At 28.7% G+C, this 23,347-nt stretch carries 18 protein-coding genes and 2 pseudogenes; all 20 read left to right on the top strand.

Annotated elements, in window-relative coordinates:
- Window positions 1–87 precede the first annotated feature (87 nt).
- Complete coding sequence (locus U472_RS14705; RefSeq protein ID WP_083189941.1) at window positions 88–873, top strand: tyrosine-protein phosphatase; 786 nt, start codon at window positions 88–90, stop codon at window positions 871–873.
- 229 nt (window positions 874–1,102) lie between these two features.
- Window positions 1,103–1,753, top strand: a complete 651-nt coding sequence (locus U472_RS14700) for a sugar transferase (protein WP_068719490.1) — start codon at window positions 1,103–1,105, stop codon at window positions 1,751–1,753.
- Window positions 1,754–1,976: 223 nt separating this feature from the next.
- A complete protein-coding gene (locus U472_RS14695; RefSeq protein WP_068719489.1) occupies window positions 1,977–2,885 on the top strand; it encodes an SDR family oxidoreductase in 909 nt (302 codons plus the stop codon).
- 179 nt (window positions 2,886–3,064) lie between these two features.
- A complete protein-coding gene (locus tag U472_RS14690) occupies window positions 3,065–4,249 on the top strand; it encodes a glycosyltransferase family 4 protein (protein WP_068719488.1) in 1,185 nt (394 codons plus the stop codon).
- Between the two features lie 78 nt (window positions 4,250–4,327).
- A complete protein-coding gene (locus U472_RS14685; RefSeq protein WP_068719487.1) occupies window positions 4,328–5,404 on the top strand; it encodes a mannose-1-phosphate guanylyltransferase in 1,077 nt (358 codons plus the stop codon).
- A gap of 15 nt (window positions 5,405–5,419) precedes the next feature.
- Complete coding sequence (locus U472_RS14680) at window positions 5,420–6,871, top strand: polysaccharide biosynthesis protein (RefSeq protein WP_342672733.1); 1,452 nt, start codon at window positions 5,420–5,422, stop codon at window positions 6,869–6,871.
- Between the two features lies 1 nt (window position 6,872).
- Window positions 6,873–8,045 (top strand): LegC family aminotransferase, encoded by a 1,173-nt coding sequence (locus tag U472_RS14675; RefSeq protein WP_068719485.1) that lies wholly within the window; start codon window positions 6,873–6,875, stop codon window positions 8,043–8,045.
- Window positions 8,046–8,052: 7 nt separating this feature from the next.
- Entirely contained in the window at window positions 8,053–8,691 is a 639-nt protein-coding gene (locus U472_RS14670) for an acetyltransferase (RefSeq protein ID WP_068719484.1), read from the top strand.
- Between the two features lie 14 nt (window positions 8,692–8,705).
- Window positions 8,706–9,827, top strand: coding sequence for a hypothetical protein (locus U472_RS14665; protein ID WP_068719483.1), 1,122 nt, complete (start codon window positions 8,706–8,708; stop codon window positions 9,825–9,827).
- Between the two features lie 79 nt (window positions 9,828–9,906).
- On the top strand, window positions 9,907–11,655 hold the full coding sequence (locus U472_RS14660) for an asparagine synthase (protein ID WP_068719482.1): 1,749 nt from the start codon (window positions 9,907–9,909) through the stop codon (window positions 11,653–11,655).
- 1 nt (window position 11,656) lies between these two features.
- Window positions 11,657–12,928 (top strand): oligosaccharide flippase family protein, encoded by a 1,272-nt coding sequence (locus U472_RS14655; protein WP_068719481.1) that lies wholly within the window; start codon window positions 11,657–11,659, stop codon window positions 12,926–12,928.
- 42 nt (window positions 12,929–12,970) lie between these two features.
- Entirely contained in the window at window positions 12,971–13,930 is a 960-nt protein-coding gene (locus U472_RS14650; RefSeq protein WP_068719480.1) for a glycosyltransferase family 2 protein, read from the top strand.
- 117 nt (window positions 13,931–14,047) lie between these two features.
- A complete protein-coding gene (locus U472_RS14645) occupies window positions 14,048–15,307 on the top strand; it encodes a hypothetical protein (protein WP_068719479.1) in 1,260 nt (419 codons plus the stop codon).
- A 38-nt stretch (window positions 15,308–15,345) separates the two neighbouring features.
- Window positions 15,346–16,425: a glycosyltransferase family 4 protein gene (locus U472_RS14640; RefSeq protein WP_068719478.1), complete on the top strand. Its 1,080-nt coding sequence runs from the start codon at window positions 15,346–15,348 to the stop codon at window positions 16,423–16,425.
- 20 nt (window positions 16,426–16,445) lie between these two features.
- A complete protein-coding gene (locus U472_RS14635; protein ID WP_068719477.1) occupies window positions 16,446–17,555 on the top strand; it encodes a glycosyltransferase in 1,110 nt (369 codons plus the stop codon).
- A gap of 232 nt (window positions 17,556–17,787) precedes the next feature.
- Window positions 17,788–18,956, top strand: a pseudogene (locus tag U472_RS17590) (nucleotide sugar dehydrogenase).
- Window positions 18,957–19,205: 249 nt separating this feature from the next.
- A complete protein-coding gene (gene rfbA, locus U472_RS14625; protein ID WP_068719476.1) occupies window positions 19,206–20,072 on the top strand; it encodes a glucose-1-phosphate thymidylyltransferase RfbA in 867 nt (288 codons plus the stop codon).
- A 698-nt stretch (window positions 20,073–20,770) separates the two neighbouring features.
- Window positions 20,771–21,142 (top strand): annotated as a pseudogene (locus U472_RS14620) (GxxExxY protein).
- A gap of 291 nt (window positions 21,143–21,433) precedes the next feature.
- Complete coding sequence (gene rfbC / locus U472_RS14615) at window positions 21,434–22,003, top strand: dTDP-4-dehydrorhamnose 3,5-epimerase (protein ID WP_068719475.1); 570 nt, start codon at window positions 21,434–21,436, stop codon at window positions 22,001–22,003.
- A 431-nt stretch (window positions 22,004–22,434) separates the two neighbouring features.
- Window positions 22,435–23,319 (top strand): dTDP-4-dehydrorhamnose reductase, encoded by an 885-nt coding sequence (gene rfbD / locus U472_RS14610; protein ID WP_068719824.1) that lies wholly within the window; start codon window positions 22,435–22,437, stop codon window positions 23,317–23,319.
- Window positions 23,320–23,347: the final 28 nt, after the last annotated feature.

Raw genomic sequence — 23,347 nt, 5'->3', positions numbered from 1 at the left:
GATTACATGAAATATCTGTAACTATTTGCTATAATAAAAGTTAGAATTAGAAATTTTACACTATAAGAGTGAAGGCGGTGAAATATCGTGATAGATATTCATACTCATATACTTCCAAATGTCGATGATGGAGCAAAAGACTTAAGTGAGTCATTAGAGATTGCTCGTGAAGCAGAGCGACAAGGTGTTACTATGATTGTAGCTACTCCCCATTATATGGAAGAGGGATATGGAATTAGTCCTGCTGAGACTAAGAAGCGAGTAGAAGAGCTGCAGGAAGAACTTAATAGAGCAGAGATAAATATTAAGATTTTACCGGGAGCAGAGATCTATATTATGCCTAATTTAGCTAAACGGCTTAAAGAAGGTATAGTGCCGACTATTAATAATGGTAGATATATTTTAGTAGAATTTCCTATGACTAAGATTCCTGATTATACTGATAACCTACTTTATGATTTAAAGGTGATGGGATATACTCCAATTATTGCTCACCCTGAACGGTATAAAGAGATACAGACAGATCCTAATCGACTATATTATTGGGTAAAGGATGGTATTTTAGCTCAGCTTAATGCAGGTAGCTTATTAGGAATGTTTGGTTCTGAGGTAAAAGAGACAGCAGAAGTCTTAGTAAATCATAATATGGTGCAATTAATGGCTTCAGATTTACATTCAAATAATCATAGAAGAGAATGTTTACCAGAGGGATATGATAGACTAGAGCAGTTGATTGGAGAAAGAGCCAATAGATATCAGAAGAATGCTGTTGCTATCATTAATGATGACGAGGTTAATGCTATTGGATTATGTAGATATGAAGAGAGAAAAGGACTACTTGAGAAGTTAAAGAGAAGATTAAGTTTTGGTTAATATTATTCATAAATATTTTAGTTTTATTTAAAAATACTTGAAAAGAGTCTGTTGTTTGTTATAATAATAACAGCTAATTCATTTTTTGGTAAACTAATCATTTAACAAGGGATTTAGCGTTATTTAGTAGAAGTTATTGGGTGGATTATATATATTAGTTGTTTTCTGCTAGTTTTGATAGCTTATATAATTTTTTAGTTTAATAATGAGTAGTGAGGAGGATTAAATCATGTCTGAATTGGAAAGCAGAGTCAATACTTTTAGTCCAGAATTAATAAAGGAGGTAAGTTTAGATAAGAGTGGTTATCTATTTGTTAAACGTATAATTGATCTTCTGGTGGCAATTATAGGCTTAATTATTACTTCACCTATCTTATTGCTTACAGCCATTGTAATTAAGTTAGAATCTCCTGGACCAATAATCTTTAAACAAGCTCGTTTAGGTGAGAATGGAAAGGAGTTTACAATTTATAAGTTCAGGTCTATGGTTAAAAATGCTGAGGCTAAAACTGGAGCTGTTTGGGCTAAGAAGAATGACTGTCGGGTAACTAAGGTAGGTAAGTTTATTCGTAAGACTAGAATAGATGAATTACCTCAATTTTTTAATATTTTAATTGGTGATATGACTTTGGTTGGTCCACGACCAGAACGGGAGGTTTTTATAGAGGAATTTGATAGAAAATATCCTGGGTTTAAGAACCGTATGTTAGTAAAGCCTGGTGTAACTGGGTTGGCTCAAGTAAAAGGTGGATATGATTTAACTCCTGGACAGAAATTAAGACTGGATATGCTATATATAAAAAATAGAAGTACTTTATTAGATTTAGAGATTATGATTAGAACAGCTTTGGTAATGATATTTGGTGATGGAGCAAGATAAACCAGTGTATAGTTGACATATAAGAACTAAAGAATAAAAGCTAATAGCCAGAAATTGACATAGATTTACAGGAATAGAGTTTGAAAGGTAAAGGAATTTTCAACCGTAAATCAAGATTAAAAAATATCTTAGTTACTGATTGATATAGAAGATATAAAGGCAAAGCTTGAAATTGTTTATAGCTCATGATAGATAATTAAATATAAGATAAGAGGTGGATGGCTTGGAAACTTATTTAGTAACTGGGGGAGCAGGGTTTATAGGTTCTCATATAGTAGATAAATTAATAGCAAAAGGTAAGCAGGTGATTATAATTGATAACCTCTCTACAGGAAAGAAGGAGAATATAAATCAAGAAGCAATTTTCTATGAGTTGGATATTAGAGATAACCTGTCTGAATTATTTAACCAGCATAAAATTGACTATATTATTCATCACGCTGCTCAGATTGATATTCAATACTCTTTGCGTGAGCCTGACTTTGATTCTGATGTCAATATAACTGGTAGTGTTAATCTCTTTAACCATGCTGTAAAAGCTGGAGTGAAGAAGGTAATCTATGCTTCTTCGGCTGCTGTTTATGGACAACCTGAATATTTGGCTATAGATGAGAAACATCCAGTTAACCCTATCTCTTATTATGGGATATCTAAGCATACCCCTGAGCACTATTTAAAAGTTTTTAAAGAATTATATAATTTAGATTATATTGTCTTACGTTATGCCAATGCTTATGGAGTTCGTCAAGATCCTAAAGGTGAAGGTGGGGTTATCTCTATCTTTGTTGATAAGTTTTTGAATAATGAAAGACCGATTATCTTTGGAAATGGGGAGCAGACAAGGGACTTTGTATATGTTGATGATATAGCTTGGGCTAATTTACTGGCTGTGGAAAAGGGAAGTGGAGAGATTATTAATATCAGTTGTAATGTACAGACCTCAGTTAATGAGTTGGTAGAGATTATGAAGGAAACAATAGGAAGCAGTCTAGAAGCTGAGTATCAAGATGCTAGAGCGGGAGATATCAAAGATAGTTATTTGGATAATACTAAGGCTAAAGAAATTTTAGGCTGGGAAGCGAAATATGATTTAAAAAGAGGACTTAAAGAGACCTTTGAGTATTATAGATGAATTTATAAATTGATTTAGAAAATAGTTAAAGTTGATTTGATTTATTCTTTCTTAATGTTTATGATTTTTGTAGGAAATTTATCTGTACAGTTTGGTTATTAGTGAGAAAAGATAGGTTGAGTAATTTATAAGCTTGTTAAATTATATATTGAGGGATTAAAGGGTGTGAAATTTCTTTAATGAAGAAGAAATTAGTTATGTATTTTGATAGAATGAAAGATAGACATTTGAATAAAGATGTGGGTTTGCTGCCTTATTTTATAGCAAAGAAATTCAATTTAGATTTAGAATATATAACAGCTGATGATTGTGGACTTAAAAGATTTAAGAATTATAGAATAACTAAAATCAAAAGGTTGCCTAGTTATAGATTTAATATATTTTTTTATCTTTATCTAATAAAAAATGCAAAAAATATAGATTGCTTAATGACAATTCATTTTAAATCTCGTAATTTGCTTATAGGTATGTTGTATAAGAAATTAAACTCTAATGGTAAGTTTTATATAAAGCTAGATTTGAGTTCAGATGATAAGAAGTATAGCAATAAAGATATTAGAATAGAAGAAAGTGATAATTTCATACAGAGGAAAATAAAAACATTAAAAAGAATATATAGGAGAAGAAAGTTCTATTTTATTAAATATGTTGATTTGATAAGTAGTGAGGTTATAGAAGTCTATGAAAATATAAATCAACATGGATTATATGGTAACAAAATATCAGATAGATTGACTTTGCTGTTTAATGGTATGGATAATGAAAGAAATAATATTAAATTGAATAAATATAGTCAAAAAGAAGATATAATATTAACTGTAGGAAGATTAGGAATTCACTCAAAAAATACAGAATTTTTTCTTGATGTAATAAAAGAATTAGATTTAAAAAATTGGAAAGTCATTTTAGTAGGACCTATAACTGATGAATTTAAAAAGAAGATTGAATTATTTTATAAAGAGAATCCTAGTTTGAAGGAAAGGGTAATATTTACTGGTAATATTAGCGATAGAGATAAGCTTTTGAATTATTATAATAAGTCTAAGGTGTTTTGTCTGACTTCAAGAACAGAGGGTTTTGCATTAGTTTTACCTGAAGCTAGATATTATGGAAATTATATAGTAACAACGGATGTAGGAGGAGCAAAAGAGGTTACTGAAGAAGGTGAATATGGAAGAGTAATACCTCAAGGTAATAAAACTGAATTTGTAGAAGTACTACAAGAAATTATAAATGATGAGATGGATTTAGAAAAAAAATATAATAAGATAGTGTCTAGAAGATATGAGATAACATGGGAGAATTTAATAGAAATTAATCAAGAGCTTAGTATGTTTTTGGGGGATAATAAGAATTGGAATTAAATATGATAAAAAAGTTCTTTTTAATTAATTTAATGAGTTATAATGGTATGTAGATAATAATGATTGGAGGAGAGCAGAATGATAACCCCATTAATTATGGCTGGTGGAGTTGGAAGTCGTTTCTGGCCATTAAGTAGAAAGGATAGACCTAAGCAATTTCTTAACCTAGTAGATAAGGATCGGAGTATGATTCAGGCTACTGTAGATAGAATCAGTAAACTGACTGCTCATGATAATATCTTTATCGCTACTAGCCAAGAGTATGTAGGAAAGATACAGGAGCACCTACCAGAGATTCCAGCAGAGAATCTGACAGTAGAACCGATGAGAAGAAATACTGCTGCTTGTATTGGTTTGGCTGCTCTATATATTGAGAGAAAGGACCCAGAGGGGGTAATGGTAGTCTTACCTTCAGATCATCTTATTATCGATGAGGAGAGATTCCTAGATACTGTACAGTCTGCTGTAAAGGTGGCTGAAGAAGGAGATAATTTAGTTACTATCGGCATTGAACCAAGTCACCCAGAGACAGGCTATGGCTATATTAATTATGAGAATAAATATGATGAGGTCAATGGACATGAAATCTTTGAGGTCAAAGCTTTTACTGAAAAGCCTAATCGAGATAAGGCAGAACGATTCTTGGAGGCAGGAACCTATCTTTGGAATAGTGGGATGTTTGTCTGGAAGGTCTCTACTATCCGTAAGATGTTTGAGATTCATATGCCTCAGTTACATCAAGGATTAGAAATAATGAAAGAGGCAATTGGAACAGCTCAGGAAGAAGAAATTATTAAAGCTGAATTTGAGAAATTAGCTGATATTTCGATAGATTATGGTATAATGGAGAAGGCAGAGGACATTTATGTGATTCCAGGTTCCTTTGGTTGGGATGATATCGGCAGCTGGCCTGCTCTAGAACGTGTAGAGAAGAGAGACAAGCATGGTAATGTGATTCGAGGTCACCATATCGGGATTGATACTAAGAATACAATTGTTCATGGTAATGGAAAGATAATTACTACTGTTGGATTAGATGATATTGTAATTGTTGATACTGAAGATGCTATATTAATCTGTGATAAGAAGAGGGCACAGGAGGTTAAGGAAATTAGGAATTTGTTGGCTAGTAAGGGGTTAGAAGATTGTTTATAAGAAATATAAGGTGTTATTGAGAGGAGGGAAGTTACTATGCGAAATATATTAGTGGTTGGAGCTGGCTATGGCGGAAAACATATTATCAAAGAATTAAATAGATTAACAAATAGTGAATTAAAAATCATAGGAATTATAGATGATGATAAGGAGAAGTTAGGTTTAAAGATATTAGGTATTGAAGTTATAGGAGATAGATATTGTATTCCTATGATTATAAAAGAAGAACAAATTAATGAAATTATAATAGCAATTCCTTCTGCGAATAGTTATAAAATTAAAGAAATATATAAATTATGTAATGCTCCTGGAGTTAAAGTTAAAATTTTACCAGAGTTTAATGAGATTTTGTTAGATAGACCTTTTGTAAAACAAGCTAGGGATGTTTCTGTAGAAGATTTATTAGGTAGGAATCCTATTGTAATAAATAATGATAATATTAAAGAGATAGTAAAGGGAAAAAAGGTTTTAATAACAGGTGGAGCGGGTTCCATTGGTTCTGAATTGTCAAGGCAAATTGCTAAATTTAGTCCGCAGCTTATAATAAATTTAGATGTTAATGAAAATAATTTATATTTTTTAGAGTTAGAATTAATAAGAAATCATAAAGGAATAAATCTAAAAAGTGAGGTAGCAAATATTAGAGAAAGAGATAAGTTAGAATATCTTTTTCAAAAATATACCCCTGATATAGTTTTTCATGCAGCTGCACACAAACATGTACCATTAATGGAAAACAATCCTGAAGAAGCTATAAAGAATAATGTTTTTGGAACAAGAAATATTGCAGAATTATCTGATAAATATAATGTTGAAAGATTTGTTCTGATTTCAACTGATAAAGCGGTAAATCCAACAAATGTTATGGGAGCTACTAAAAGGCTAGCAGAGATTATTATTCAAAATTTAAATATTAAAAGCAATACTAAATATATGGCAGTTAGATTTGGTAATGTTCTTGGAAGCAATGGTAGTGTTATTCCTCTTTTTAAAAGATTATTACAGGAAGGTAGAAATCTAACAGTTACTCACCCAGAGGTAACTAGGTATTTTATGACTATCCCGGAAGCTAGTCAGCTAGTTATAGAGGCAGGAACGCTTGGACAGGGTGGGGAAGTTTTTGTTTTAGATATGGGAGAACCTATTAAAATAATTGATTTAGCCAGAAAAATGATTGAACTTTCGGGTTTAAATTTAGATGAAGATATAGATATAGATATAATTGGATTAAGACCAGGGGAAAAACTATATGAAGAATTGCTTTATGATGTAAATTCTGCAATAAAAACTGATAATCAAAAGATCTTTATAGCTAAACTAAAAGAAGAAAAGGTTAATATAGAAGAAGGGCTTAAAGAATTATCGAATATTATAAAATCAAATAATAAGAAGAAAATAAAAGAAAAATTAAAAGATTTAGTAAAATCATATAAAGAACCAGAGCATCATAATGAGAAGGTGAGCTAAGTTGGAAAATAAATTTATAGGTTTATCAGTTCCAAATTTATCTTTAGATATATTGGATAATTTAAAAGAATGTATAGAAACTGGTTGGGTATCAACTGGTGGTAAATTTATAACGGAATTTGAAAAGAAAATGGCAAATTACGTTGGGGTAAATGATGCTGTTTCAATTCAGAGTGGAACAGCAGGTTTGCATACTGCCCTTAGGGTCTTAGGTGTAGATAATTCTGATGAAGTTATAGTTCCTACACTTACATTTATAGCAGCTGTCAATCCTGTTAAATATTTAGGAGCTAACCCTGTATTCATGGATTGTGATGAAAGTTTAAATATGAATGTTGATAAATTAGAACGATTTTGTAAAGAAGAGTGCGAATTAAGAGAAAATAATTTAGTTAATAAAAAAACTGGTAGAAAGATAAAGGCTATTGTAGTAGTGCATGTATTTGGTAATATGGCTAATATGGAAAAGATAACGAATATAGCGAAGAAATATAAATTAAAAGTATTGGAAGATGCTACAGAAGCACTTGGAACTTATTATACTGAAGGTAAGTATAAAGGGAAATTTGCAGGAACAATAGGGGATATGGGAGTATATTCTTTTAATGCCAATAAGATAATTACTACTGGTGGAGGAGGAATGGTTGTTTCTAATAATCAGTCTTTACTTGATGAAGTAAGATTTCTATCTGTTCAAGCTAAAACTGATTCTTTATATTTTGTTCATAATGAAATAGGTTATAACTATAGATTGACTAATCTACAGGCAGCATTAGGAGTAGATCAAATAGATAGATTAGAGGAGTTTATAAATACTAAAATTAAAAATTATAGCTATTATAAAGAAGAAATAGAAAAGATAGAAGGATTAGAGTTATTACCTTTTAATAAAGGAATAAGAGCAAACCACTGGTTTTATTCTATAATCGTTAATAAGGATAAATATGGTATAGATAGAGATGAGCTTTTGACTAAGTTAAATAATATAAATATTCAAACAAGACCATTATGGAGATTAATTCATAAACAAAAGCCATATCAAAATAGTGAGACATATGAGATAAATAGAGCTGACTATTTTGAAGAAAATTTGATTAATATACCTTGTAGTAGCAATTTAACTACAAAAGAGGTTGAAACTGTTATAGACAAATTAAAACAGTTTAGAGGTTGATTTTTTTATGGAAAAAATTGTTGTGATTGGATCTGGTGGTCATGCTAAGGTAGTTATAGATATTTTATTAAAGAGAATTAAAAATTTAAAAGAAAATATAAAAATTATCGGAATTCTTGATGATGATGATACTAAAGTTGGTAGTGAACTTTATGGTATTCCTGTAATAGGAAATATTGATAAGATTAATTATTTAGACAAAGATATTTCTTATTTAATTGCTATTGGTAATAATTTAATAAGGAAGCAAATAAAAAATAAGTTTAAAAATATAAAGTATTTTACTGCTATTCATCCAAGTGTAATAATTGGTAAAGATGTTCTGATAGGAGAAGGTACTGTAGTTATGCCAGGAGTTGTTATAAATGGGTCTACTAATATAGGTGAGCATTGTATTATAAATACATCTGCTGTTATTGACCATGATAATAGAATAGAAAATTTTGTTCATATTTCTCCTAATGTATCATTAGCTGGTGAAGTAAGGATTGGAGAATGTAGTTGGATAGGAATAGGAAGTTCAATTATACAAGATGTATATATAGGTAAAAATACTATTATTGGAGCTGGCAGTGTGGTTACTAGGCATATAGGTGATAATAAGATTGCTTATGGAGTTCCCTGTAAAGTTATGGGTTTTAGATAAAAGGAGTGTTGTTATTGGGAAGAATATTAATATTATCCGCTGGAGATATGATATTTCATAGAGAATTGAAAGAAAATTTATTGAAAAGAGGTATTAATGTAAGAACTTTTGTTAATGGGGTTAATTCCCACTATGATAAAATGAAAAGTGATATAAAGATAAAACGTAATTTTATTATGAAAATACCTAAATTAAGAGGTATCTACATGTTGATTAAAACTTTCTTTATATTACTAAATGTAGAAGAAAAAGTTATTAATCTTCATTCTATAGATAAAGTAAATTATTTGGTTTTATATTTTTTTACTTTTTTTACAGATAAGAAAATTGTCCTAACTTTTTATGGGAGTGATTTTTATCGAAGAACTGATAAAGAAAAGAGAAAGTTAGAAAAACTTATAAGCAAAGTATACAAAATAAATTTTACAAACGAGGAGATGAGGGATGAGTTCGACAAATTCTTCAACTATAAATATTCAGATAAGTTATTTATTGTTAGATTTGGCTTAAAGAATTTAGAGGTTATAAGAGAAATAATGAGTGTATCTAATAAGGCTGAAGTAAAAGCAAAACTTGGAATTTCAGCTGAGAAAATAGTAGTAACATGTGGTTATGGTGCGATAAAAGAACATCAGCATGAAAAGATTATAGAACAATTAGTTAAATTAGATAAAAATATAAAAGAAAAGATTTTATGTCTTTTTCCAATGACCTATGGATATGATAAAAAAAATAGAATAAATAAAATTAAAGGAATTTTAGAAAAGACTGATTTGAATTATATGGTCTTAGAAGATTATCTAGTAGGAGAAGACTTAGGGAATGTTAGAGTTGGAACAGATATTATGATAAATCTACAAACAACAGATCAATTTTCGGGTTCTATGCAGGAGCATATTTTTGCAGGTAATTATATAATAACTGGTAAGTGGTTGCCTTATGATACTTTCATTAATATGGGAATAAGTTTATTTAGAATAAGTTCCTTTTCAAATTTAAATGATAAAATAATTAAATTGATTTCTTTAATAGAAAAAAAGAATGATAAAGAAAATATAACTGAAAATCAAAAAATAATATGGGAACTAAGTGGTTGGGAAAATAATATTATTAAATGGATTGAGTTATATAAATAAAAATTGTTATTTAAAATGCAGATTAATATAAGATTATTTCAATGTTTTTAATAATGTTACTAGAGGAGGGAGAATAAATTTGCCTGGTTTTTTAGGAGAAATAGCAGCAGGAGATTTGCGAAAGAATTTTGGGAAGACTTTAAAAGAAAAGTTAGTAAAAGGTAAAATAGAAGGAAAGTTTTATTATCTTGAAAGAAGAACAAATTCTAAGTTTTTAAATGATAAAATTTTTAAAGAAAGTGAAAATTTCATTATTATAACAGAGGGAGTAATACTGAATAGGTTAGATTTAATAAAAAAATATAAACAAAATAATTTTTTAGACACTGTAAAAGAAATGTATTTACAAGAGGGTGAGCAATTCTTCAATGAATTTAGAGGAAGTTTCTCAGGAATTTTTTATGATAAAAGGAAAGACAAATGGGTAATTTATACTAGCCATATAGGAGATAAACAAGTTTTTTATTGTAAATTAAATAATTCTATTATATTTGGATCTGAAATAAACTACTTAATTAACTATATGAATAATAATAGCTATAATTATAATTTAGATATTGATGCAGCTTATTTTTTATTAACTTATGGATTTATGTTGGAAGACTATACTTTATTTAAAGAAATAAGAAAATTAAATGCAGGTCACTATATTAAAATACAGAATAATAAGTTTGAAGTAAAAGAGTATTATCGATTAAATAACAAGCCTAACGAAAAGCAGAGTGAAAAAGATATAATTCAAAACATAGATATTCTGTTTAGAAATGCGGTAAGGGCAGAGTTTGAAAAAGATATAGAGTATAATTATAAACATATAGCAGGGTTAAGTGGTGGACTTGATTCAAGAATGACAACATGGGTTGCACACGATTTAGGATATGTTGATATTTTAAATTTTACATTTTCACAATCAGATTATCTAGATGAAAAAATAGCAAAAAAAATAGCTAGTGATTTAAAGCATGATTTTATATTTAAAGCACTGGATAATGGTGAGTTTCTAAAAGATATAGAAGAAGTAGTTGGTTTGTCTTTTGGGGGAGCATTATATTATGGCTTAGCCCATGGTAAAAGTTGTTTAGATTTGATTAATTTAGATAATTTCGGTTTAGTTCATACAGGTCAATTAGGAGATGTAATTCTAGGGACGTTCTTTTCAAGTTTAAATAATCAAAATCAACAAACTTTTAAAATTGGGGATGGAAGTTATTCAAAAAAATTAATAAATAGGCTCAATAATATAGATTTAAAATATGATTATAAAAATGAAGAGATATTTAAGTTTTATGGGAGGGGTTTTACGGGAGCAAATCAAGGACTTTTGCCGATTCAAGAAGTGACAGAAGCTACCTCTCCTTTTTATTACCTTGAATTTATAAACTATTGTTTGGAAATTCCTTTGAAATATAGGTATAATCATTATATTTATTTTAAATGGATAAAAGAACGATATCCAAATGCAGCTAATTACAAATGGGAGAAAATAGATGCTAAAATAACAGAACCAATTTTAAATATAATGGGAAGAAAAATACCATTAAAACATTTGCCTAAGAAGTTTTTTAATAAGTTAAGGGGAAAGTTAGGTTTTGGAGATAATTCTATGAATACTAGTTTTCATATGAATCCTTTGGATTATTGGTATAATACTAATAAAAATTTAAAGAAGTTTATGGATTGCTACTATAAAGATAATATTAAACTATTAAACAGTTATTCTGATTTAAAGAAAGATTGTGAGAAGTTATATACTATAGGTAATGTAACGGAAAAAAATCAAGTACTAACATTATTATCTGCTATAAAAATTTATTTTGGAGAAAAATAAAATGATTAGATTACAGAATATAAAACAATTATTAGAAAAAGGTTTTTTTCATATATTTGGCGCTAATGTAATAAATAAAATAATTCAATTTTCTAGTGGGATATTAGTTGTAAGGATATTAACGAAGGAACATTTTGGTATTTACTCATATGCAAGTAATATAATAGCGTTTTTCTTATTGTTTAGTGGATTAGGTTCTATTTCTGGGGTTTTACAATATGGAAGTGAAAGTAAAAATTTGAAAACAAGAAATTCTTACTTTAAATATGGTATAAAGTTAGGTTTAACTTTTAATTTGTTATTATCTTTTTTAATTTTACTATATGCTTTATTTGGGAACTTGACAATACCTGAAAGTAGAAATGTATTAATATTAATGTTTTTGTTGCCTATTTTTACGTTACTATTCGAAATGATACAGATTTATATGAGAGCTAGCATATTAAATAAAAACTTTTCATATTTAACAATATTTAATTCTTTCTTGTTATTATGTTTTTCTATTTTAGGTGCATTATTATACCAAGTAGAAGGATTAGTTGTTCTTAGGTATTTTGCATATTTTTTAAGTGTCCTATTTGGTATATACTTAATAAAAGATAAAATTAGGTCTATTTTTACGGCTAATAATTTGCAAAGCAATAATAAAAAGGGCTTTATAAAATTTTCGTTAGTTTCAGCTGCAAATAATTCTATTTCTCAATTATTATATATACTAGATTTATTTTTGATAGGTTATTTTATAAAAGATGTTGAAATTATTGCAAGTTATAAAACAGCTACATTAATTCCTTTTGCTTTAAATTTTATCCCTGTATCAATTATGACTTTTATATATCCATACTTTGCAAGGAATAACAAAAATAATAATTGGATTAAAGAAAAATATTTGATGTTAATTAAATATTTAATTCCATTTAACTTTTTAATAAGCTTATTTTTGATATTATTTGCTCCTTTTATAATTAAGTTCATTTTTGGTATAGAATATTTAGATAGCATATTAACATTTAGAATCTTATCTTTTGGGTATTTTATTACAGCTTCATTTAGAATACCTTCAGGAAATATTTTACTAATGTTAAAGAAGGTGAAGTTTGGACTTTATATGTCTATAATTGTTGGCTTATTAAATATAATATTAGACATAATATTAGTAAAGTTAATGGGTTCCACTGGTGCAGCATTAGCTACAGTGACTATATTTTTATTTAGCTCTATTATTAGTACTAGTTATTTATTATATTTATTAAAGAGGACAATGATTTCTTGAACAATATTTTTAATTAATATATTTTAAGAAAGGGAAGGTCATATGTATAAAAGAGAAAAATCTCTAGTAAGTGTTATTATACCAACATATAGGAGACCAGATAAGTTAGATGATGCTATTAATAGTGTTATGCAGCAGACATATAATAATTGGGAATTGTTGATTATAGATGATAATAACGAAGGCAGTGAATATAGACAAGAAACTGAAAAATTTATGAAGTCTTATACTAATAACAAAAAAATAAATTATATTAAGCATAAAGAAAATCAAGGAGGTTCAGCTGCTAGAAATACAGGTATAAAAAATTCTAGAGGAGAATATATAGCTTTTTTAGATGATGATGACAAGTGGGATTTTACCAAATTAGAAAAGATGGTAAATAAAATAAAAGATATATCAGAAGACTATGGAGTCTGCTTTTCGTCTTATTATATTATAACTGAAAAAGGGACTTTTAAAGAATCACAACCTAAAGCTCAAGGAAATATCTATAAAAAACAATTATTAAAGGATCATGTAGGACCAACATCTACTGTTCTAGTTAAATCAACATGTTTTAAAAAGGTGGGGGGATTTGATGAGTCATTACCAGCCCGTCAAGACTATGATATGTGGATTAGGATTTCTGAACATTATAAATTTATATATATGGATGAACCATTAGTATATATATATAGAAAAAATAGAGGAGTTAATGATGCAATTAGTTCTAATTATATGTATAATCTTAAGGGGACTGAAATAATTTTAGACAAACTAAAAGAAAAGATAAAAAAATATGATATAAGAGATCAAAAAGAAATTTATAGTAGTCAATATAATTATTTAGGTAAAATGTGTTGCAATTTAGGAAACTTTAGATTAGGGAAAATATATTTGTTTAAATCTTTGAGCTATAAATTTAAAAATTTATTATTATTATTATTAGCAATTTTAGGAAGTTCAACTTGGAATTTCATTAAGAATTTAATTAAAGAATATAATATTAAGATATCTTAATATTATATTCTTTAAATCCATTTATAGATAAAATATGATTTAAGAGCAATAAAGATAAAAAGCTTTTTATATAATTATCTGAGTTGTATATTTTTATTTTAAACGGAGGAGTTATATATGATACTCATTATAATTACAGCAGTTATATTACAAATTATACTGATTTTATTTTCTTTTAAAAAAGAAAATATTAAAAAATATAAGTTTATAGCTATAATTTCTTTACTAGTTAATATTATTTTAATTTCTTTCGTTCACTATTATTTACATTCTAATGATTATAATATACAATATGGTATTGTGCAGTCTCAAATTAAGCTAGATGAAATAACTTACCATAATAATGCTATTTATTTAAAGAACTTAAATATAGGAGATTATTTAAATGAAATGAAATTAGCTTTTTCACCAGTTTACGGAAATGTATGGCCTTTTATAATATCATTAATTTATAGAGTGTTTGATGAGAATCATATGATAGTAATTTTTTTAAAATTATTTATTTATATTGGAGCTATGTATGCTTTTGCTAATATTTTAGAACACTTTAATTTTAAATATATTGTCAATATATTAATTTTTATTTTATTTTCTTTTAATCCAATTTATTTATACGTTAATACTTCTTTATTAAGAGATGATTTAGTTCTTGCTATGCTTCTTTTTAGTTTTTATTTTTTATTTATAAAAAAAGATTATTTTAAATTTATATTATTTTTTATTTTTTTAATATTATTTCGAATACCATTAGCATTAGTATTTTTGATTACTATGTTTATTTATTATAGTATATATAATAAAAAGTATGTTATTAGTTTTATGCCATTAATACTATTGTTATTTTATTTCGTTACTAGTATGATACCAAGATGGGGGCCTATGGGAATTAATATTTTTAAAAATTTAATTTCTGGTAACATATATTCTACCAAAATGGAAGGTGGAGCATTAGCAGGTGCAAATCCTATTATAGTTCTATTGGCTGGACCAGTTATAGCTATAATTGGAGGATCTCCATTTTATTATTCTTCTCATATAGTCTCTAATATATTTAGCAAAACACTTATATATACAAACATGTTCTTAAGTCCTTTATGTTTTAGCTTTATCTTACATTATATTGTTAATATATCAAGGAAGATTAATTTAAAAAAAGATTATCTTTTTTTATTTATATTAATGTTTGTGACCATTTATGGATATTTGTTTGCTTATAAAGGATTTGTTATAAGAAACTTTTTAATATGGGGATGGATTTTGTATTTAATGGTAGGGTATATGATTAATTTTTATAAAAAATCAAATGTTTTATTATTATATTCATTTGTGAGTGGTTTTGGGATTATATTTGCTATTTTTTATTTTATGGTTATGTAGCTGATTTATAATACTATTTAATAAGGAGATTTTAATTTATGATTTTATTTGATTATAGAATGAAAAATTGGTCGGGTATTGGAAGATATTCTTCTAACCTAATCGAAGAGCTTAGTAAAATAAAGATAGCTGATCAGCTATCTTTATTTTCTAATTATGGAAAAAGACAAATTGATGATTTTAAAATTATTAATTGTCACTCTAATGTATTTAGTGTTAGTGAGCAAATTGAATTACCTTATTTAAATCTTAAAAATAAAATTGATTTATTTCATTCTCCTCACTTTGTTTTTCCTATTTTTAAGTTTAATAAATTAGTTTTGACAATTCATGATTTGACACCTTTATTATTTCCAGAGTACTTTTCTAGTTTTGCAAGGGGCTATATGAGGGCTATGATTTGGTTATCTAAATTTAAGGCTGATAAAATTATTACTGTATCTAAAAATACTAAAGAAGACTTAATAAAAAACTTTGGCTTTAAAGAAAATAAAATTAAAGTTATCTATAATGGGGTAGAAGAATCTTATCAGCCTTTTATTGATCAAGAATTATTAAAAGATACTAGACAAAAGTATAATACAGGTGAAAATTGTATTTTATATGTAGGCAATATAAAGCCTCATAAGAATATTCCAAGGTTATTAAAAGCTTTATCTAAAGTAAATGAAGACAGTAAATTAATTATAGTAGGGAAAAGAGACAAAGCTTATGATGAAATTTTTGAAGTTATTGATAAATATCAATTAAATGAAAGAGTTATTTTTACTGGTTTTGTTCCTGATGAAGATTTAATACTATTATATAATGCTGCTACATTATTTGTTTATCCTTCATTATATGAAGGATTCGGTTTACCACCATTAGAAGCAATGGCTTGTGGTACTCCTGTAATTACTTCTAATGTTTCTTCACTACCTGAAGTAGTAGGAGATGCTGCTATTACTATAAATCCTTATAATATTGAAGAGTTATCAGATTCTATTAATAAAGTTTTGTCTAGTAAAGAGTTACAACAAGAGTTGAGTCAAAAAGGTCTTGAGAGATCTAAGGAATTCACTTGGAGAAGAACGGCTGAAGAAACATTAAAAGTATATGAAGAACTTTTGAAGGGTTAGATGATTAGGAGGAATAAATTATGAAAGTTTTACAGGTTAATAAACTATATTATCCTTTTACTGGAGGAGTAGAGCAGGTAGCTTATGATATCAGTACTCAATTAAAGGATAAAGTAGATATGAATGTACTGGTTGCTAATGATCAATTTAAAAAGCTAGAGGAAGAGGTTAATGGTATAAAAGTTTTTCGTTCTGCAAGTATAGGAACTTATTTTTCAATGCCTGTTGCTCCTACTTTTCCTTTTGATTTAAGAAAATTTGATTCAGACATCTTACACTTTCATCTTCCTTTTCCACTAGGGGTTATGTCTTACTTATTGACTAGAACTAAAGCAAAAACTATAGTTACTTGGCATAGTGATATAGTTAAGCAGAAAAAAATATTAAAATTATACAAGCCATTCTTAATGAAATTTTTAGATAAAGTAGATAAAATAGTAGCTACTTCTCCTAATTTAATTGAAAGTTCTCCTTTTTTGCAGCCTTTTAAAGAAAAGTGTACAGTTATTCCATTAGGAGTAGATACTGAACAATTTAAAATTGATAACAATATCGAAATTAAGGTCAACAAGATAAAATCTAAATATGATAAACCTATCATCTTCTTTGTAGGAAGATTAGTTTACTATAAGGGGGTTAAATACTTAGTTGAAGCTATGCAAAATGTTGATGCTAAATTATTAATTGGTGGAACGGGTTCATTATCTGATGATCTTAAAGCTTTAAGCAAGAAATATAATTTAGATGATAAAATAGAATTTTTAGGATTTGTAGATGATAAAGATTTACCTGCTTATTATCATGCTAGTGATATGTTTGTATTACCTTCGGTAGCCAAGAGTGAAGCCTTTGGAATAGTACAATTAGAAGCTCAAGCTTGTGGTAAACCAGTTATATCTACAAATTTACCTACTGGAGTTCCTTATGCTAACAAAGATAAAGAAACCGGTCTAGTAGTAGAGCCAAAATCTTCAAAACAGTTAGCAGAAGCTATAAACTTATTGTTAGAGAATGAAGAGATAAGGTTAGAATATGGAGATAATGCTAAAAGAAGAGTTAATGAATTATTTACTGTTGAAAAAATGGGTGAAAGTTACTTTGATTTGTATCAAAAATTAATTAGTGAATAAACTATTTAACGTCATTTTGATTGAATAGAAATAAATTGATAATTACAATATAGTTAAAATTAGGTTACAATTGATAGTGGTTTAGAGGTTAGCTAATAGATATAATTATATAGTTAAGATTTTAAATTATTAAAGATTTTAACTGTACATTGTAGTGAAGCATGAATGAGGGAGCTCTTTTCCCCCTGAATATTGTATACTGTAAACTGATTTAAAAAAGGAGTGAATCTATATGAAAATTGCAGGAACAGGAACAGGTTACGTGGGCTTATCAAATGCAATACTCTTAGCTCAGAATAATGAGGTAGTAGCATTAGACATAGTGGAATAAAAAGTAAATTTAATCAACAATAAGAAATCACCAATTGTAGATCAAGAGGTAGAGGAATATTTAGCTACTAAGGAGTTAAATTTAACTGCAACTTTAGATAAAGAAAAGGCTTATAAAGATGCAGAATTTATAATCATTGCTACACCAACTGATTATTATACAGAGAAGAATTATTTTAATACTAAGACAGTAGAAGCGGTAATTGAAGATGTTCTAGAGATAAATCCTGAGGCAACAATGGTAATTAAATCAACAATCTCAGTAGGCTATACAAAGGCTATTAAAGAGAGATATAATACCGAGAATATTATCTTCTCACCAGAGTTCTTAAGAGAAGGAAAGGCATTATATGATAACTTATACCCTTCCAGAATAGTAGCAGGGGAGCAGTCTCAGCGAGCAGAGAAATTTGCAGAGTTATTGGCTGAAGGAGCCAGCAAAGATGATATCCCAGTCTTATTTACTGATTCAACAGAAGCAGAGGCTATCAAACTTTTTGCCAATACATACTTGGCTCTTAGAGTATCCTACTTTAATGAACTAAACACCTATGCAGAATCAAAGGGTCTTAATACCAAACAGATTATAGAAGGTGTCTGTCTTGACCCGAGAATAGGTGATTTTTATAATAATCCTTCCTTTGGTTATGGAGGGTACTGTTTTTACCAAAGGATACGAAGCAGCTTAGAACAAATTATGCTGATGTACCAAATAATATCATTCATGCTATAGTAGATACCAATAGTACTAGAAAAGATCATATTGCTGAGATGATACTTAAAAAAGACCCAGAGGTAGTTGGAATCTATAGATTAACAATGAAGACAGGCTCTGATAACTTTAGAGCATCAGCTATACAAGGGGTAATGGAGCGAATCAAAGCTAAGGGGACAGAGGTAGTTATCTATGAGCCAACCTTAGAAGATGAAGAGGTTTTCCATTCCAAGGTGATTAAAGATTTGGCTGAATTTAAAGAAATATCAGATGTAATAATTGCCAATAGAATGAACCAAGAGCTAGAGGATGTAGAGGAGAAATTATATACAAGGGATTTGTATAGAAGGGACTAGGATCTAAATTGAGGATGTACAATTTACAATTAAGATTAAAAGGTAAAATAGATAAGAGTTGCTGGCGATTGCTTGTGGCTCTTATTTTTGTATTATAGTTATTAGATATTAATACAATAATAAAAAATAGGGTTATAGATGATTATTAGATTTTAAATAGGATTGGTATTTATTTAAGGTGAAATTTTTAATATAATAGTAATTAGGAAGCATATTAGTTATTCAATTTAATAATATGGGAGGCTAACAATGAAAGGCATAATCTTAGCAGGAGGATCAGGTACCAGACTTTATCCATTAACAAAAGCATTATCAAAACAAAGCTTACCAATCTATGATAAACCAATGATTTATTATCCATTATCAGTATTAATGCTATCAGGAATTAGAGAGATATTAATTATCTCTACTCCTAGAGATTTACCAGTTTACGAGGAAATGTTAGGAGATGGTAGCCAAATAGGTCTTGAACTATCATATAAAGTACAGGATAAGCCAAGAGGATTGGCAGATGCATTCATCGTTGGGGAAGAATTTATCGGTGATGAGAATGTGGCTTTAATCTTAGGAGATAATGTATTCTATGGTCAGAATTTTAGCCAAATGTTACAGAGAGCTGCTTCCTTAGAAGAAGGGGCAACTATCTTTGGTTATTATGTTAAAGATCCTAGTAGCTTTGGTGTAGTTGAATTTGATGAAGATGGTAAAGTATTATCCTTAGAAGAAAAACCAGAGAAGCCTAAATCTCACTATGCAGTGCCAGGGCTTTATTTCTATGATAATACAGTAGTAGAGAAGGCTAAAAATCTAGAACCTTCACCTAGAGGAGAGTTAGAGATCACAGATATCAATCGACTCTATCTAGATGAAGGTAGTCTGATGGTAGAACACTTTGGAAGAGGAATGGCATGGTTAGATACAGGAACCCATGATGGATTATTGAATGCTGCTAATTTTGTAGAAGCAGTCCAGAAGAGACAGGGACTTTATGTGGCTTGTATAGAAGAGATTGCTTATAGGCTAGGATATATTAGTGATGATGAATTGCGGGAATTGGCTAAGCCGCTGATGAAGACAGAATATGGGAAGTATCTTGTATCAATTATAGAAAAATAAGATAGATAATTAACCACAGAGTCACAGAGGAAAGGAGTTAACACAGAGAATTAAGTAAAATTAATAATAAAAATCTGTGAATCCTCAGTGTACTTTGTGTCTTGGTGGTAGACTTTAAATTATAAAGAATAGAAAGATAACCACAGAGTCACAGAGGAAAGGAGTTAACACAGAGAAGTAAGTAAAATTAATAATAAAACTCTGTGAATCTTCAGTGTACTTTGTGTCTTGGTGGCAGACTTTAAATTATAAAGAATAGAAAGATAACCACAGAGTCACAGAGGAAAGGAGTTAACACAGAGAAGTAAGTAAAATTAATAATAAAACTCTGTGAATTCTTAGTGTACTCTGTGTCTTAGTGGTAGATTTTAAATTATAAAGAATAGAAAGATAACCACAGAGTCACAGAGGAAAGGAGTTAACACAGAGAAGTAAGTAAAATTAATAATAAAACTCTGTGAATACTTAGTGTACTCTGTGTCTTGGTGGTAGATTTTATGTATTATCAAATTATAAAAATTAAAGATAAACCACAGAGTAATGAAGTTAACACAGAGAAAAATTTAAAAGTGGTAATAAAGCTCTGTGAATACTTAGTGTACTCCGTGCCTCTGTGGTAAATTATTTTATTGGTTATTATAATTCAAAGTTTGGGAATAATAACCACAAAGTCATAGAGAAATGGAGGATTTATTTAGGTGAATCAAAATGAGATAACTTCTAAAATAATAGGAGCTGCTATTGAAGTGCATAAAAGTTTAGGACCAGGTTTATTAGAGAAAACATATGAAGAATGTTTATGTATAGAGTTAGAAGAGAGCGGATTAGACTATGAAAAGTAATTATTATTACCTATTAGATATAGAGATAAAGAATTAAGAGATGCTTATAGAATAGATCTTTTAGTAGAAAAGCAGGTTATTGTTGAATTAAAAGCTGTAGAAACGCTAGCAAATACTCATAAAGCTCAATTATTAACATATATGAAGTTATCAAATAAAAGTTTGGGATTATTAATAAATTTTAATGTTGATTTATTAAGAAATGGAATCAAGAGATTAATTTTATAATTAAAAGAATGGGAACATTAACCACAGAGTCACAGAGGTAAGGAGTCAACACAGAGAAAGAAAAATTAATAATTAAAAACGTTATGGATACTCAGTGTAGTATGTTTTTCGGTGGTAGGATATTTTATTATTGAAAAGCAAAGCTAACCACAGAGTAACGGGTTAATACAGAAAAAGAAATAAAAATTGTTAGTAAAACTCTGTGAAAACTCAGTGTTCTCTGTGTCTTAGTGGTAAAGTAGTTCAGATATTACTGAAATTAGTATAATAATATTTTAATGGAGGTTTAAAATGGGGAAGTTTAAAAAAATAGAAACTCCAATTAAAGATTTATACATAATTGAACCAACTATCTTTGGTGATCACCGTGGATTTTTTATGGAAAGTTACAACAAAAGAGAGTTTGCTGAGATAGGTCTTGAGATGGACTTTGTCCAAGATAATCATTCTAAGTCTAAAAAAGGTACATTACGTGGCTTACATTTTCAAACTAAATATTCACAAGGAAAGTTAGTGCGGGCTATTAAAGGGACTGTCTATGATGTAGCTGTGGATTTAAGAGAAGGTTCAGAGACCTATGGCGAATATTTTGGAATTATTCTTTCTGAAGAGAATAAGAAGATGTTCTATATACCAGAAGGATTTGCCCATGGATTTGTAGCTTTGACAGATGAAGCAGAGTTTATGTATAAGACTACTAACTATTATCACCCAGAATATGATGCGGGGATTATCTGGAATGATAAAGATATAGCGATAGATTGGCCTTTTGAGGAGTATGGAATTAAAGAAAAAGATTTATTGTTATCTGATAAAGATAAGAAATTACCAACATTGAAAGAGTATAATAGTAACAAGTAACTAGTGAAGAGAATTAACCACAGAGTCACAGAGGGAAGGAGTTAACACAGAGAAAGAAATAAAAATTAATAATAAAAACTCTGTGAGTACTCAGTGTACTCCGTGTCTCGGTGGTAAGATTTTATATATTATTAAATTATAAAAATAAAAGATAAACCACAGAGTCACAGAGGAAAGGAGTTAACACAGAGGAAAATAAAAATTAATAATAAAAACTCTGTGAAGTCTCAATGTTCTCTGTGCCTCCGTGGTGAAATATTTTCTATATTATTAAATTATAAAAATAAAAGATAAACCACAGAGTCACAGAGGTGAGGAGTTAACACAGAGAAGTAAGTGAAATCAATAATATAAAACTCTGTGAAATCTTAGTGTGCTCTGTGCCTCCGTGGTTAAACTTTTCATGTATTAAAGTAAAACATTTGGAGGTTATTATGATACTTTTAACAGGTGCTAATGGTCAATTAGGACAAGAGTTTCAGAAACTCTTTAACCAACTTGGAGAAGAATATATAGCTACAGATTATATTGCAGATAATGGGTGTCAAGCCCTTGATATTACTGACCATCAGGCAGTGGAGGAATTTGTAGCAGATAAAGAGTTTGATATGATTATCAATTGTGCAGCCTATAATAATGTAGATAAAGCTGAAGAAGAAGAGAAAAAAGCTTTTGCTTTAAATTGTGATGCTCCTAAAAAATTAGCAGAGATTGCTAAGAAAAAAGGAGCAGTTTTTGTCACCTATTCAACAGATTTTGTATTTGATGGATTTAAGAAAACCCCATATACAGAAGAGGATAAGACTAATCCTCTTTCTATATATGGTAAGTCAAAGGCTCAAGGAGAACAGATGGTTCTAGGGGCATATAATAACTCCTTTGTAATCAGAACTTCTTGGGTTTTTGGTATAGGGAATAATAATTTTAACAAATCTGTTATAAATTGGTCTAGAAGTAAAGATGAACTTAAAATAGTAGATGATCAGGTATCTGTTCCAACCTATTCATGGGATCTTGCATTATATTCTTGGGATTTAATTCAAACAGATAATTACGGACTTTATCATCTTTCTAATAATGGAGAAGTTAGTAAGTATGATCAAGCCAAGTATGTCTTAGATAGCATAGGGTGGAAAGGAAAGTTAGGTAGAGCTAAAACAGCCGACTTTAATCTTCCTGCTAAAAGGGCAGAATATAGTAAGCTTGATAGTTCAAAGGCTGAAGAGCTTATTGGAAAGAAGATGCCTGGCTGGAAAGATGCTATAGATAGATTTCTTAAAGAATTAGTTGATAATGGAGAATTGAAAATTAATTAATAAATAAAAATAACCACAGAGGCACAGA

It is taken from the genome of Orenia metallireducens, from assembly GCF_001693735.1.
GTDB classification, from domain to species: domain Bacteria; phylum Bacillota; class Halanaerobiia; order Halobacteroidales; family Halobacteroidaceae; genus Orenia; species Orenia metallireducens.
The sequence above is the reverse complement of the archived record's forward strand: the minus strand, read 5'-3'. Positions and strand labels throughout refer to the sequence as shown.